Consider the following 12,135-nt stretch of genomic DNA (forward strand, 5'->3'; position numbering starts at 1 on the left):
TCATGGGTAAACCTTTATTAACAGACGAAATCATTGAGCGGGCTAACCGCGGCGAGATCATTTCTGGTCCGCCCTTGACAGATGACGAGGAAACCAAGATTTTGAGGACGAGTGCGACTTCAACGCCTTTTGGTTATGCTTCACCTAACAATCATCATCAGTCCGTCAGTCAAGAAACCTTGCACATCAAGGTGGAGCCGTCGGTTGTCAAAAGTCGTCGGATTGAAAATGAAAAAAGAGGACTTTTCCAAGCCAAATTAAATAAAATTTTGCTGGTAGTTGTCCTTTTGCTGGCGATCTTGATTGCGGCCATTATCTGGCTCTAGAAAGGAAGACTATGAAAATCGGAATTATTGCAGCCATGCCTGAGGAACTGAAGATTCTCGTCGAGCATTTGAAAGATGCCAAGAAGCATCTGCGGCTCGGGCATGTCTACCATACGGGAAATTTAGGTCGCCACGAAGTGGTCTTGGTTGAGAGCGGCGTCGGTAAGGTCATGTCTGCCATGAGTGTGGCTGTTTTGGTCAATGATTTTAAGGTGACAGCCATTATCAATACCGGCTCAGCTGGGGCGGTGGCTCCTGGCTTGAATATCGGTGATGTGGTGGTCGCTGACCGCTTGGTCTATCACGATGTGGACTTGACCGTTTTTGGCTACGATTATGGTCAAATGTCGCGCCAGCCGCTCTATTTTGAGGCTAGTCGCTATTTTGTTTCTGAGATGAGAAAAGTTCTGGAGAAATCTCATCAAACCAGTCGCATCGGTTTGATTGCAACGGGCGATAGTTTTATCGCTGGGCAGGACAAGATTGACAAGATTAAGGGGCACTTTCCAGATGTTCTGGCTGTTGAAATGGAGGGCGCAGCCATTGCCCAAGCTGCTCACTCTATCGGGCTGCCTTTCATGGTTGTCCGTGCCATGAGCGATACAGCCAGCCACGACGCCAATATCACTTTTGACGAGTTTATCGTGGACGCGGGTAAGCGCTCGGCAGAAACCTTGATTGAACTTTTGAAAGAGTTAATTTAGGAGAATAGGAGAAATTTTATGTATCGGGAGAGTTATTTTGACGGAGGCTTGTTGAGCTACATCGGGCATTTTTTGCTGGCTTTTCTTATTACAGCAGTTACTTTTGGTTTTTGTGCGCCTTGGGGCATGTGCATTATGTATGATTGGAAAATCAAGCACACCGTGATTGACGGTCATCGCCTCTATTTTGACGGGACAGCTATGCAGTTGTTTGGAAATTGGATAAAATGGTGGTTTTTGACGATTATCACTCTTGGAATTTATGGTTTTTGGCTGAATATTAAGCTCACTCAGTGGATTACCAAACATACCCACCAGATTAACTAAAAGTCATCACACCCTTGAGGTGTGTTTTTTTCTGCAAACATGGTATAATTTTAAAAGAATTTTGACAGTAAGGAAAATGAGATGAGTATTTTAGAAGTAAAAAATCTGAGCCATGGTTTTGGCGACCGCGCGATTTTTGAGGATGTGTCTTTTCGGATCTTGAAGGGCGAGCATATCGGGCTGGTCGGTGCTAACGGCGAGGGGAAATCGACCTTTATGAGCATCGTGACGGGCAAGATGCTACCTGACGAGGGCAAGGTCGAGTGGTCTAAGTATGTGACGGCGGGCTACCTTGACCAGCATTCGGTTTTGGAAGAAGGGCAGTCGGTGCGCGATGTGTTGCGGACGGCTTTTGACGAACTTTTTAAAACCGAGGCGCGGATGAACGAGATTTATCTGGAAATGGCGGAAGCCGAAGACTACGATGCCCTCATGGAAGAAGTGGGCGAGCTGCAAGACCGTTTAGATAGCCGTAATTTTTACACGCTGGATGCCAAGATTGATGAGGTTGCGCGGGCGCTTGGGGTTATGGATTTTGGCATGGAGACCGATGTAACTTCTCTATCGGGTGGGCAGCGTACCAAGGTTTTGCTGGCTAAGCTCCTGCTTGAAAAGCCGGATATTCTCCTTTTGGACGAGCCGACCAACTATCTGGACGCCGAGCATATTGACTGGCTCAAGCGCTATTTGCAGAATTATGAAAATGCCTTCGTTCTCATTTCCCACGATATTCCTTTTTTGAATGACGTCATCAATATCGTCTACCACGTGGAAAATCAACATTTGACCCGCTACACAGGCGATTATGAGCAATTTCAAGAAGTTTATGCCATGAAGAAAGCCCAGTTGGAAGCGGCTTATGAGCGTCAGCAAAAAGAAATTGCGGATTTGAAGGACTTTGTCAACCGCAACAAGGCGCGGGTGGCCACCCGAAATATGGCCATGTCCCGTCAGAAGAAATTGGACAAAATGGACATCATTGAGCTGCAAAGCGAGAAACCCAAGCCGTCCTTTGATTTTAAAATGGCACGGACACCGGGACGCTTTATTTTTCAGGCTGAGAATTTGCAGATTGGCTATGACCGACCTTTGACCAAGCCGCTCAATCTAACCTTTGAACGCAATAAAAAAATCGCTATTATCGGTGCCAACGGTATCGGGAAAACCACGCTTTTAAAGAGCCTATTGGGCTTGATTCCCGCTTTATCTGGGCAAGTGGAGCGTGGGGATTATTTGGAATTAGGCTATTTTGAACAGGAAGTAGAAGGGGGCGAGCGTCAAACTCCGCTTGAGGCTGTCTGGAATGCTTTTCCAGCTCTCAATCAAGCAGAAGTTCGTGCGGCGCTAGCTCGCTGTGGGCTGACCTCCAAGCATATCGAAAGCCAAATTCAGGTGCTTTCTGGTGGGGAGCAAGCTAAGGTAAGGCTTTGTCTCCTCATGAATCGGGAAAATAATGTGCTGGTCTTGGATGAGCCGACCAATCACCTAGATGTGGACGCCAAAGACGAGCTCAAACGTGCTCTACAAGCCTACAAGGGCAGCATTCTCATGGTCTGTCACGAGCCTGATTTTTATGAGGGCTGGGTCAGCCAAGTCTGGGATTTCAACGAATTAAGCTAAGGAGGCTTCTATGGCAGTTCAGTTAATCGCACACGCCCTCATCAAACAGGCAGACAACTATTTACTGATTAAACGAAGTCTAGTGAAACGTGGGGAACTCAATGCCTATCCAGAATATTGGGATATTCCCGGTGGTACAGCTCTATTAAACGAATCGCCCCGTCAAACGGCGATTCGAGAGACTTTAGAAGAAGTTGGGCAAAAGATTTATGTATCTGATATTCTGCATGAGGATAGCAATCTGGACGGAGACACACTTTACACTCGCTTAGTCTACCGAGGTCATATAGAGCGTACTAGGTCCATCGTACTAGACCCAGAAGAACATACAGAATTTCGCTGGATTTGCGATTTATCTGATATGAAAGGGGAGAAAATTGTCCCTTATTTGGAGGAGTTGTTTGCTCAGCTACCTTAGTATAAACTAAAAACCCGTTTGGTTACACGACCAAACGGGTTTTAAAAGGGTTAAACCTCAAAATCATACAAAGTTGTAGATAAGTAACGCTCGCCATTATCTGGTGCCAAAGCCAGAACTTTTTTACCAGAACCTAGTTCTTTTGCTAACTCAATAGCAGCATGAACAGCAGCCGCAGCAGAAATTCCCAAAAGGAAGCCTTCTTGACCACCAATGATCCGACCTGTGGCGATGGCATCGTCAGATTTGACACGTAAAATACCATCATAAGACTTGGTATCTAGCGTATCAGGAATGAAACCAGCAGAAATTCCCTGAATTTTGTGTGGTCCAGCTTTTTCACCAGAAAGAATAGCTGACTCATCGGCTTCGACGGCATACACCTTAACTTCAGGATTTGCAGCTTTCAAAGCATGAGAAACTCCTGTTACAGTACCGCCTGTACCGACACCAGCTACAAAAGCATCAAGTCCAGTTGGACCAAAAGCTTCTAAAATTTCACGTCCTGTTGTTGCTTCGTGAATTTTTGGATTTGCTTGATTGCTAAACTGTAATGGTACCCAACCGTTACGTTCTGCTGCGATTTCTTGCGCTTTTGAAATAGCGCCTTTCATTCCTTCACTACCAGGAGTGAGGACTAGTTCAGCACCGTAAGCCTGAATGATTTTGCGGCGCTCCACACTCATCGTTTCAGGCATAACAATGATCACTTTGTAGCCTTTTGCTGCTCCGACCCATGATAAGCCAATACCAGTATTTCCACTAGTTGGCTCGACAATGGTATCACCCGGTTTGATCAGTCCGTCTTTTTCAGCTTGCTCAATCATCGCAAGAGCGATCCGATCTTTAACAGAAGAGCCAGGGTTGAAGGCTTCGAGTTTGACATAAACCTCTGCTGCCCCCTCAGGGACAATTCTGTTCAATTTCACAATCGGCGTATTGCCAATGAGTTCAGTAATATTATGATAAATTTGTGCCATATTTACACCTCAAAAAGTTAATACTAACAGTATAAAACGCAGGAGCAAATTTGTAAAATATAAAAAACCTATACAGGTGATAGGCAAATGCTATCACATCGCAATTTTATAATACTGTATTTAGAGGCGCAGGGTGGTTTATATTACTTGTATCAAAAAAACAATTGTGTTATAATGTAGGTAATAAAACTACAAGAGAGGCAAAAACATGGCTACAATTACTCCTGTTTCTGTACGATTTGATGCTGAAATGCTTGATGCACTAAATGAAATTTCAGAGTTAACTCAGATTTCTAAAGCAGACTTTATCCGTCAAGCTGTTGCAGAAAAAATTGAGGATATGTATGATATTGAGATGGCTGACCGTGCTTATGCTAAGTGGCTAGCAGGTGGAAAGAAAACCTATACTCATGAGGAAATGATGAAACGATATGGCTAAGTATCAGGTAGAGTATGCAGAAAGTTTTTTCAAAGATATGGAAAAGCTAGATAAGGGAACGCAGCGGAAGATTGCCAGATGGATTGATAAACATTTGGTAAATGTTGATTTTCCAACAGCTCCTGGTAAACATTTAACAGGGGAGCTGGCGGGATACGTGCGCTTCCGTGTGGCCAATTACCGAATTATTGCTAACATTGTAGCTGGTGACTTTGTCATTACTAATTTGCATGTCGGTCATCGTTCAAGTATTTATCGTAAGATTTAAGCATTCGAGCAATCGGGTGCTTTTTGTGTCTTGAAGATGCTCTCTTTTTTAGTTATAATGAGTGGGAGAAATGAGGCGAATATGAGAAAAAGAATAGGCATTGTCAAAGAAAATCTTGAGAGAGCTGAGAAAGAAAATGAGATTGTAGTTACTCAATTAACTGAGATAAAGAGTCGTTTAGATAATAGAAAAACCTCTTGGAAAGTTTGCTTTCTATTTTTTCTATTTTGTTTGCTCGTAATCTTTTTGTTAAATGGTCATGTTGTTTTTAAAATTTTATTTTTCGTTTTGACACTTACTGTATTTTGGGTAATGACCTTTAGTGAGGGGCAAGGTACATCTTTGGTAGAAAGGAATCAGGAAAAAATTAAAGAGAACATGGAAAACATAAAGACACTTCAAGAGGAATTTCAACAAATTCAAGAAAGAGAGAGGAATTCTATTTATCATGAAATTATAAAAGGAAAAGGGGCTACTTATTATCAAAAGAACCTGTCTGCCGTATTTCTAAGTTTGCAAGACGAGGATTGGGAGCCATATGGTGGATATACAAAAAGTGAGGTTCGTAAGGAAATTAGAGAGATAGGTGGTGAAGAATATAAGTATATGCCAGTATATACAAATGATGTCAAGCTGGTATGTGAGCCAACTAATTCTCATGATCCTAATGCTGTTCAGATTTTTGTTTGTGATAAATTAGTTGGCTATATTCCTAAAAGATTGGCTATAAAAATATCTGCATGGGTGGGTTCACCAGATTTTTTCAGCTATACTTGTCGTGCGGAACTTGATGGTGGTGAGTATATTGGATGGGATTATGGAAATAATAAAATTTTTACTTCTGAAAAATTAGTGAAGGTTGTCCTAGATTTAAATATTGTTCGAATAAAATGATAAAGTTTATCTGACCTACTGGTTTTGACCGGTAGGTCTTTTTTTGTGCTCTTTTTTCAAAAATCTGAAAATGTGATTAAAAGGGAAGTAGAAATCGATATGCTGGAATTATAGAGAAAAGATAAAAGTGTAAAAAGTAACAATATGCAAGTTTTAAACAAGAAAAGACCTTATTCTAAGGCCTTGATTTTGTCTGTATATAATGGAAAGAGTTGTTTTTAAAGCATTTTGTTATATAGATAGTAGGTTTTTTTATAGTTTGACTTCAATTTCCCGGTTCCCTTTATCCACAGGTTCCACTTTACCCTTGAAAAATTCTGTCAAATCCTCTTGGATAGCTGCTTTTCGCTCCTTGTCCACAAAAATGCAGGTAGAAACCTTGTCTGTAAAAGCAGTATCATACTCAGTGAGTTCATGCCCCTTGAGAAAATGAGCAAAATCCTGATACTGGCTGTAAGACAGCAGTAGGCCGATACCAGCTTGCTCCTTGATTTCAACCATGCCAAGTTCCTTGACAGCAAGCGCCACGCTACCTGCATAAGCCCGGATCAGCCCACCAGCCCCTAGCTTGATGCCACCAAAATAACGCGTAACCACCACGCAAATATTGCTTAAGTCGTGATTTTCCAACACGCCCAGCATGGGAACGCCCGCCGTACCACTAGGCTCGCCGTCATCGCTCGTTCGCTTAATGTGGCTCTTTTCTCCGATGATAAAGGCAGAGCAGTTATGGTTGGCTTTGTAGTGCTCTTTTTTGATAGCAGTGATAAAATCGCGCGCCTCTTCTTCCGTATAGACACGTTTCACATGGCAAATAAAGCGAGATTTCTTGATTTCTTCTTGGACGGAGCCATCTTTTTCTATCGTTTTGTATTCCATATCTTTATTTTACTAAGTTTGAAAATTTTTAGCAAGATTTTACGAATAAAAGGGTATGAACGAAAAAGCAGATTTTTTAGGGCGCTTATTGACCCAAAAGCAAGTACCCAAAGAGTTTTTAGCAGAAGTAAAGACCATACCTGCAATAGTCAAAAGCAAACAAGGCTGGACTTGCGCACGTTGTGGAACACTAGCTCAGCCGGAGTGGCTCTTACCCAATGCTTCTTATTATTGCCGAGAATGTTTGCTCCTGGGACGAGTTCGCAGTGATGAGCCCCTTTATTATTTTCCGCAGCAGCCTTTCTCAAAAGAGTCAGCTCTCACATGGCAAGGGCAGCTAACGCCTTATCAAGAGCAGGTTTCACAGGGCTTGCTCCAAGCTTGGGAAAATCGTCAGCCGACCTTGGTTCATGCTGTGACAGGAGCTGGAAAAACAGAAATGATTTACCAAGTTGTGGCTAGAGTGATTGAGCAGGGCGGTGCGGTCTGTCTTGCCAGTCCACGGATTGATGTTTGCCTAGAGTTAGCTAAACGGCTCAAAAATGATTTTTCCTGCCCAATAGCTCTTTTGCATGGTGACTCAGAACCTTACCAGCGTAGCCCCCTTGTCGTCGCAACAACACATCAACTACTCAAGTTTTACCGAGCTTTTGATCTTTTGATCGTTGACGAAGTGGATGCTTTTCCTTATGTGGATAATGCCATGCTTTACCATGCAGTGGAGCAATCTGTGAAAGAAACGGGCGTCCGCTTTTTCCTGACTGCGACCTCAACTGATGAATTGGACAAAAAGGTAGCACGCGGAGATTTGCAGCGTTTAAGTCTGCCTCGTCGTTTTCACGGAAATGCTTTAGTTGTACCCAAGAAAATTTGGCTATCAGGTGTAGATAAGCTCTTGCTCAAAGGAAAAATTCCCACAAAACTCATCACTTATATTCGTCGTCAGCGCAAGACTGGTTTTCCTTTGTTGATTTTTGCTTCTGAAATTGCTAAAGGAGAGCAACTAGCTCAGGTGCTAATGTCCTATTTTCCAGAGGAAAAAATTGGTTTTGTTTCATCAAAAACGGAGAATCGCCTAGAGCTTGTTCAGGCTTTTCGTGAGCAGGAGTTGACCATTCTCGTTAGTACAACTATTTTAGAACGCGGGATAACTTTTCCATGTGTGGACGTTTTTGTGGTAGAAGCCCATCATCGCCTTTTTTCTAAAAGTGCGCTTGTTCAAATCGGAGGGCGAGTTGGGCGCAGTATGGAGCGCCCGACAGGGGATTTATTTTTCTTTCACGAGGGTACAACTTTAGCTATCGAAAAAGCTATTGCAGAAATTAAAATGATGAATGCGGAGGCAGGATTAGGATGACATGTATCTTATGTGGAGAAAAGTTACAACAAAAATTACCATTTCATCATCTTTTTCTGCTAAAACCAGAAGACGCTGCTATTTGTAGCAGCTGCAAAGAAAGCTTTGAGTTGATCAGTGAACAGCATTGTCCAAAATGTTGGAAATCAGGGAAAGCAACAATTTGCAAAGATTGTCAGTATTGGAAAGAGCAGGGACAAGAAGTAAGTCATCATGCCTTATTCTGCTATAATGATGCTATGAAAAGCTATTTCAGTCGCTATAAGTTTGAAGGAGATTACCTGTTGCGTAAGGTGTTTGCTCGCGAGCTGAAAGAAGCCTTTAAGAAATACAAGGGCTATACGATTGTCACGCTTCCGGTTAGTAAAGAGCGTTATCATGAGCGAGGTTTTAATCAAGTGACAGGTCTTCTAGAGGCAGCGGGGGTTCCTTATACAGAATTGCTTGAAAAATCTGATACAAGTACCCAGTCAAGCAAAAGTCGTTTAGACCGATTGAAAACAAAGCAGTCTTTTTCATTGAAATCTAATGTAAAATTAGCCGAGAAAATTCTTTTAGTAGATGACATTTACACGACTGGAGCTACTTTGCAACTTGCTAAGGCTTTATTTTATGAAAATGGTGTGAAAGAAGTCGTGACCCTCTCTCTAGCAAGGTAGGGAAAATTCTTGCAAAAAAAGAATGAAAGCGTTATAATAAGAATATAGAAAAATGGTTAGAAAGAAGGTACTTATATGATTAAATATAGTATCCGCGGCGAAAACCTTGAAGTCACAGAAGCAATTCGTGATTATGTTATTTCAAAACTTGAAAAAATTGAAAAATATTTTCAAGAAGATCAAGAACTTCATGCGCGTGTAAACCTTAAAGTTTATCGTGAGAAAACTTCAAAAGTTGAAGTAACCATTCCACTTGGTTCAGTTACTCTTCGCGCAGAAGATGTGTCACAGGATATGTATGGATCTATTGACTTAGTCGTTGATAAGATTGAGCGTCAAATTCGTAAGAACAAGACTAAAATTGAAAAGAGAAATCGAATCAAACGTCCAACTGGAAAAGTCTTTACAGATGTTTTGGTAGAGGAAGTAGAAGAACATCCAGCTAAGGTCGTTCGTACAAAACAAATTGACCTTAAGCCAATGAATGTGGATGAAGCTTTGTTGCAAATGGAACTTTTAGGTCATGACTTCTTCATCTATACAGATGTAGATGATAATGCAACCCATGTTCTTTACCGTCGTGAGGATGGCGATTTTGGCCTTTTAGAAGTGAAATAATTAATATGTGAGGCTGGGATAATAATTCTCAGCCTTTTAAACTGGTTCGGATTATCTGCAAGACGCGGTAGCCTCTTGGCTTCTACGTTCGTTTTTACCAACTCCGGATTTTGACAAAAGCTTTGTTTGTTTTATCCGCAACCTTACACAGTCCACTGGACTGTGTAAGCCTAATAGGCATCGCGGGGGTGGGATTTAAACAGTCCTGTGGACTGTTTAAACATCAGCCTAGAAACAAAAAAGCTGACGAACTATTTCTTTACAGGAAGTAGTTCTGTCCTACTCCCATTTTTCATTTTACGACCATTTCAGGGATAAAAAAGGACATAATAAATAAAACGAATGGATAAGAAAGCTACATGTGTTAGAATTATCAATGGAATACTTTAGAAGGAGGAATGTAAAGCAGACAGGTTGTTCAGTAAATAATTCTTCACAGTAAAGATCCTAAAAATAAGAGGTTATCCTGTGGAAAAGTCTTTATTTCTGTACAACCTTGTGATATAATTATAGGCGTAAATAAAATTGAGAAGAGGTATGTGAAATGTCACGTAAACCATTTATTGCTGGTAACTGGAAAATGAACAAAAATCCAGAAGAAGCAAAAGCATTTGTTGCTGCTGTTGCTGGGAAATTGCCATCAGCTGAGCTTGTAGAAGCTGGTATCGCAGCCCCTGCTTTGGATCTTGCTGTGGTTGTTGAAGCAGCTAAAGGTTCAGATTTGAAAGTTGCTGCACAAAATTGCTATTTTGAAGATGCCGGTGCTTTCACAGGAGAAAACAGCCCTAAAGTTTTAGCTGAAATGGGACTTCCTTATGTTGTCATCGGGCACTCTGAACGTCGTGATTACTTCCATGAAACAGATGAGGACATCAATAAAAAAGCACATGCCATTTTCCGAAATGGACTGTTGCCAATCATTTGTTGTGGTGAATCACTTGAAACTTACGAAGCTGGAAAGGCAGTTGACTTTGTAGGTGCTCAAGTTTCTGCAGCTTTGAAAGGGTTGTCAGCTGAGCAAGTATCTTCACTTGTTATTGCTTATGAGCCAATCTGGGCTATCGGTACTGGTAAGTCAGCTACTCAAGACGACGCACAAAAAATGTGTAAGGCTGTCCGTGATGTAGTTGCTGCTGACTTTGGTCAAGATGTGGCAGATAAAGTTCGCGTTCAATATGGTGGTTCTGTAAAACCTGAAAACGTTGCAGCTTACATGGCTTGTTCAGACGTTGACGGAGCTTTGGTAGGCGGAGCTTCACTTGAAGCAGAAAGCTTCCTTGCCCTTCTTGATTTTGTAAAATAATAGTTGAGTAAATAGACTTGTTGCTGCTTTGTGGTGGCAGGTCTTTTTTATAGAGTGGGGATTATGAAAAAGAGAAATTTAATTTATTTAGCGAGTACAGCAGTTCTTATGGTAGCAAGTGCACAACAGGTTCTAGCTGATGCGCATGAGACTACAAATTCTGAGGCAGCAGTCGGCGCGACTTTAACAGACAAGCAAGCAGCAGCGGCGGAGACTAGTCATACAATTGAGAATACTTATTCAGCACCTGCGGTAGATCCTTCGGAACAAAAGTCAGCGGCTAAAGAAAGCCAGCAACCTGCGTCTGAAACAACTGAAACAAACGCAACAGTTCCTCAAAAAAATGAGGGTGTCGACGAAACAAAGGATAAAAAAGACGAGGCAAGAGCAAGTTCTGCTGAAAAAGAACCCCCATCAAGCAAGGGGGAGTCTTCTTTCTTTGATAGCCATTCAACCGTCACAAAACCTAGTAAAGTTGAAGCCAAAGGTAGTTTTGTTGACGTCAGCAGTCACAATGGTGACATTAGTGTCGCAGATTATAAGGAATTAGCTCGTCAAGGTGTTTCTGGTGTTGTGGTCAAATTGACAGAAGGAACTTTTTATAAAAATCCTTATGCGCAGGGACAGATCCGCAACGCTCAGCAAGCTGGACTAAAAGTTTCTGCCTATGCTTTTTCACATTATACAAATGAAAATGAAGCCCGTGCAGAAGCTCAGTATTTTGCACAGCGCGTTCGGGAATTGAATCTTCCTACGGCAACTGTTTTGGTCAATGATATTGAAGATCATGATATGGAAAGAAATATTAATCCAAATACACAGGCTTGGACTGATGAAATGAAACGCCTTGGCTTTTCAAATCTGGTTTATTATACTAGTGCAGCCTGGTTGGATGTCAATAATCTTCGCAACCGTGGTCCTATCCAAACATCTAAATTTGGCTTACAAAACTTTTGGGTGGCTCAATATCCAGCTGGCAATTTGAATGTACCAAAAGCACAAGAATTGAATTATAATAATGGTGCAGCAAGCTGGCAATTTACTAGTCAGGCTCAACTTCTTGTTGGTAAACATGTTTTTGACCAAAGTTTGGACTACACTGGACGGTTTACCACTCCAGTAATAGGAAAAATTAGTATAGTTAATAATAATTCTAAAACAGGAAGCTTTGATATTGTTGTTTCTAATGTATCCAACCCTGGTGGTGTTAAAGTTGTCAAGGTGCCAACTTGGTCTACTGTAAATGGGCAAGATGATTTATTTTGGTATACAGCAGAGAAACAAAGCGATGGTACTTATCGAGCGCACGTAGAAGCAAGTAATCATAAGAATTCAATAGGCGA

Annotated in this window: 15 protein-coding genes; 13 read left to right on the forward strand and 2 right to left on the reverse strand. The window is 41.7% G+C overall.

Translation table 11 applies throughout. The features are described 5' to 3' along the window. The first annotated feature begins 2 nt into the window (after window positions 1-2). The 5 genes from macP to A3I3_RS0101645 all read left to right on the forward strand — a co-directional run bounded on the left by macP (window position 3) and on the right by A3I3_RS0101645 (window position 3,395). Window positions 3-326, forward strand: coding sequence for a cell wall synthase accessory phosphoprotein MacP (gene macP / locus A3I3_RS0101625; RefSeq protein WP_018370998.1), 324 nt, complete (start codon window positions 3-5; stop codon window positions 324-326). Between the two features lie 11 nt (window positions 327-337). Beyond that, the gene (locus A3I3_RS0101630; protein WP_018370999.1) at window positions 338-1,030 is read left to right on the forward strand and encodes a 5'-methylthioadenosine/adenosylhomocysteine nucleosidase; all 693 of its coding nucleotides are present in this window, start codon (window positions 338-340) and stop codon (window positions 1,028-1,030) included. A gap of 18 nt (window positions 1,031-1,048) precedes the next feature. Beyond that, the gene (locus A3I3_RS0101635; protein ID WP_018371000.1) at window positions 1,049-1,357 is read left to right on the forward strand and encodes a DUF898 family protein; all 309 of its coding nucleotides are present in this window, start codon (window positions 1,049-1,051) and stop codon (window positions 1,355-1,357) included. A gap of 81 nt (window positions 1,358-1,438) precedes the next feature. Beyond that, complete coding sequence (locus tag A3I3_RS0101640; protein WP_018371001.1) at window positions 1,439-2,977, forward strand: ABC-F family ATP-binding cassette domain-containing protein; 1,539 nt, start codon at window positions 1,439-1,441, stop codon at window positions 2,975-2,977. Window positions 2,978-2,987: 10 nt separating this feature from the next. Continuing rightward, window positions 2,988-3,395 carry an NUDIX hydrolase gene (locus tag A3I3_RS0101645; protein WP_018371002.1) on the forward strand — a complete coding sequence of 136 codons (408 nt, stop codon included), beginning with the start codon at window positions 2,988-2,990 and terminating at the stop codon, window positions 3,393-3,395. A 50-nt stretch (window positions 3,396-3,445) separates the two neighbouring features. Here A3I3_RS0101645 and cysK read toward each other — a convergent pair whose 3' ends face one another. Next, the gene (gene cysK / locus A3I3_RS0101650) at window positions 3,446-4,375 is read right to left on the reverse strand and encodes a cysteine synthase A (protein WP_018371003.1); all 930 of its coding nucleotides are present in this window, start codon (window positions 4,373-4,375) and stop codon (window positions 3,446-3,448) included. 208 nt (window positions 4,376-4,583) lie between these two features. Between cysK and relB the strand changes: the two genes are divergently transcribed. From relB to A3I3_RS0101665, 3 genes are all read left to right on the forward strand, one after another. Beyond that, the gene (gene relB / locus A3I3_RS0101655) at window positions 4,584-4,814 is read left to right on the forward strand and encodes a type II toxin-antitoxin system RelB family antitoxin (RefSeq protein ID WP_018371004.1); all 231 of its coding nucleotides are present in this window, start codon (window positions 4,584-4,586) and stop codon (window positions 4,812-4,814) included. Further along, window positions 4,807-5,082, forward strand: a complete 276-nt coding sequence (locus A3I3_RS0101660) for a type II toxin-antitoxin system RelE family toxin (protein ID WP_018371005.1) — start codon at window positions 4,807-4,809, stop codon at window positions 5,080-5,082. Before relB ends, A3I3_RS0101660 begins: the two co-directional genes overlap by 8 nt. 81 nt (window positions 5,083-5,163) lie before the next feature. After that, on the forward strand, window positions 5,164-5,976 hold the full coding sequence (locus A3I3_RS0101665; RefSeq protein ID WP_018371006.1) for an HIRAN domain-containing protein: 813 nt from the start codon (window positions 5,164-5,166) through the stop codon (window positions 5,974-5,976). Window positions 5,977-6,228: 252 nt separating this feature from the next. Here the strand turns inward: A3I3_RS0101665 and A3I3_RS0101670 are convergent, their stop codons facing one another. After that, window positions 6,229-6,855 (reverse strand): YigZ family protein, encoded by a 627-nt coding sequence (locus A3I3_RS0101670; RefSeq protein WP_018371007.1) that lies wholly within the window; start codon window positions 6,853-6,855, stop codon window positions 6,229-6,231. A gap of 55 nt (window positions 6,856-6,910) precedes the next feature. Between A3I3_RS0101670 and A3I3_RS0101675 the strand changes: the two genes are divergently transcribed. The 5 genes from A3I3_RS0101675 to A3I3_RS0101695 all read left to right on the forward strand — a co-directional run. Next, window positions 6,911-8,212 carry an ATP-dependent helicase ComFA gene (locus tag A3I3_RS0101675; protein ID WP_018371008.1) on the forward strand — a complete coding sequence of 434 codons (1,302 nt, stop codon included), beginning with the start codon at window positions 6,911-6,913 and terminating at the stop codon, window positions 8,210-8,212. Next, the gene (locus A3I3_RS0101680; RefSeq protein ID WP_018371009.1) at window positions 8,209-8,871 is read left to right on the forward strand and encodes a ComF family protein; all 663 of its coding nucleotides are present in this window, start codon (window positions 8,209-8,211) and stop codon (window positions 8,869-8,871) included. Before A3I3_RS0101675 ends, A3I3_RS0101680 begins: the two co-directional genes overlap by 4 nt. Window positions 8,872-8,946: 75 nt before the next feature. Continuing rightward, window positions 8,947-9,489 carry a ribosome hibernation-promoting factor, HPF/YfiA family gene (hpf, locus tag A3I3_RS0101685; protein ID WP_018371010.1) on the forward strand — a complete coding sequence of 181 codons (543 nt, stop codon included), beginning with the start codon at window positions 8,947-8,949 and terminating at the stop codon, window positions 9,487-9,489. Between the two features lie 544 nt (window positions 9,490-10,033). Continuing rightward, a complete protein-coding gene (gene tpiA / locus A3I3_RS0101690) occupies window positions 10,034-10,792 on the forward strand; it encodes a triose-phosphate isomerase (RefSeq protein ID WP_018371011.1) in 759 nt (252 codons plus the stop codon). A 63-nt stretch (window positions 10,793-10,855) separates the two neighbouring features. Next, a partial coding sequence (locus tag A3I3_RS0101695; RefSeq protein ID WP_018371012.1) for a GH25 family lysozyme occupies window positions 10,856-12,135 on the forward strand: 1,280 nt, incomplete at its 3' end.

It is taken from the genome of Streptococcus massiliensis DSM 18628, assembly GCF_000380065.1.
GTDB lineage: Bacteria > Bacillota > Bacilli > Lactobacillales > Streptococcaceae > Streptococcus > Streptococcus massiliensis.

What these genes read in the sequence shown, in the direction of transcription:
- A3I3_RS0101670 (WP_018371007.1), bottom strand. Translation starts at nt 6,855, where the DNA reads ATGGAATACAAAACGATAGAAAAAGATGGCTCCGTCCAAGAAGAAATC.
- A3I3_RS0101660 (WP_018371005.1), top strand. Translation starts at nt 4,807, where the DNA reads ATGGCTAAGTATCAGGTAGAGTATGCAGAAAGTTTTTTCAAAGATATG.
- cysK (WP_018371003.1), bottom strand. Translation starts at nt 4,375, where the DNA reads ATGGCACAAATTTATCATAATATTACTGAACTCATTGGCAATACGCCG.
- hpf (WP_018371010.1), top strand. Translation starts at nt 8,947, where the DNA reads ATGATTAAATATAGTATCCGCGGCGAAAACCTTGAAGTCACAGAAGCA.
- macP (WP_018370998.1), top strand. Translation starts at nt 3, where the DNA reads ATGGGTAAACCTTTATTAACAGACGAAATCATTGAGCGGGCTAACCGC.
- A3I3_RS0101675 (WP_018371008.1), top strand. Translation starts at nt 6,911, where the DNA reads ATGAACGAAAAAGCAGATTTTTTAGGGCGCTTATTGACCCAAAAGCAA.
- tpiA (WP_018371011.1), top strand. Translation starts at nt 10,034, where the DNA reads ATGTCACGTAAACCATTTATTGCTGGTAACTGGAAAATGAACAAAAAT.
- A3I3_RS0101630 (WP_018370999.1), top strand. Translation starts at nt 338, where the DNA reads ATGAAAATCGGAATTATTGCAGCCATGCCTGAGGAACTGAAGATTCTC.
- relB (WP_018371004.1), top strand. Translation starts at nt 4,584, where the DNA reads ATGGCTACAATTACTCCTGTTTCTGTACGATTTGATGCTGAAATGCTT.
- A3I3_RS0101645 (WP_018371002.1), top strand. Translation starts at nt 2,988, where the DNA reads ATGGCAGTTCAGTTAATCGCACACGCCCTCATCAAACAGGCAGACAAC.
- A3I3_RS0101640 (WP_018371001.1), top strand. Translation starts at nt 1,439, where the DNA reads ATGAGTATTTTAGAAGTAAAAAATCTGAGCCATGGTTTTGGCGACCGC.
- A3I3_RS0101665 (WP_018371006.1), top strand. Translation starts at nt 5,164, where the DNA reads ATGAGAAAAAGAATAGGCATTGTCAAAGAAAATCTTGAGAGAGCTGAG.
- A3I3_RS0101635 (WP_018371000.1), top strand. Translation starts at nt 1,049, where the DNA reads ATGTATCGGGAGAGTTATTTTGACGGAGGCTTGTTGAGCTACATCGGG.
- A3I3_RS0101680 (WP_018371009.1), top strand. Translation starts at nt 8,209, where the DNA reads ATGACATGTATCTTATGTGGAGAAAAGTTACAACAAAAATTACCATTT.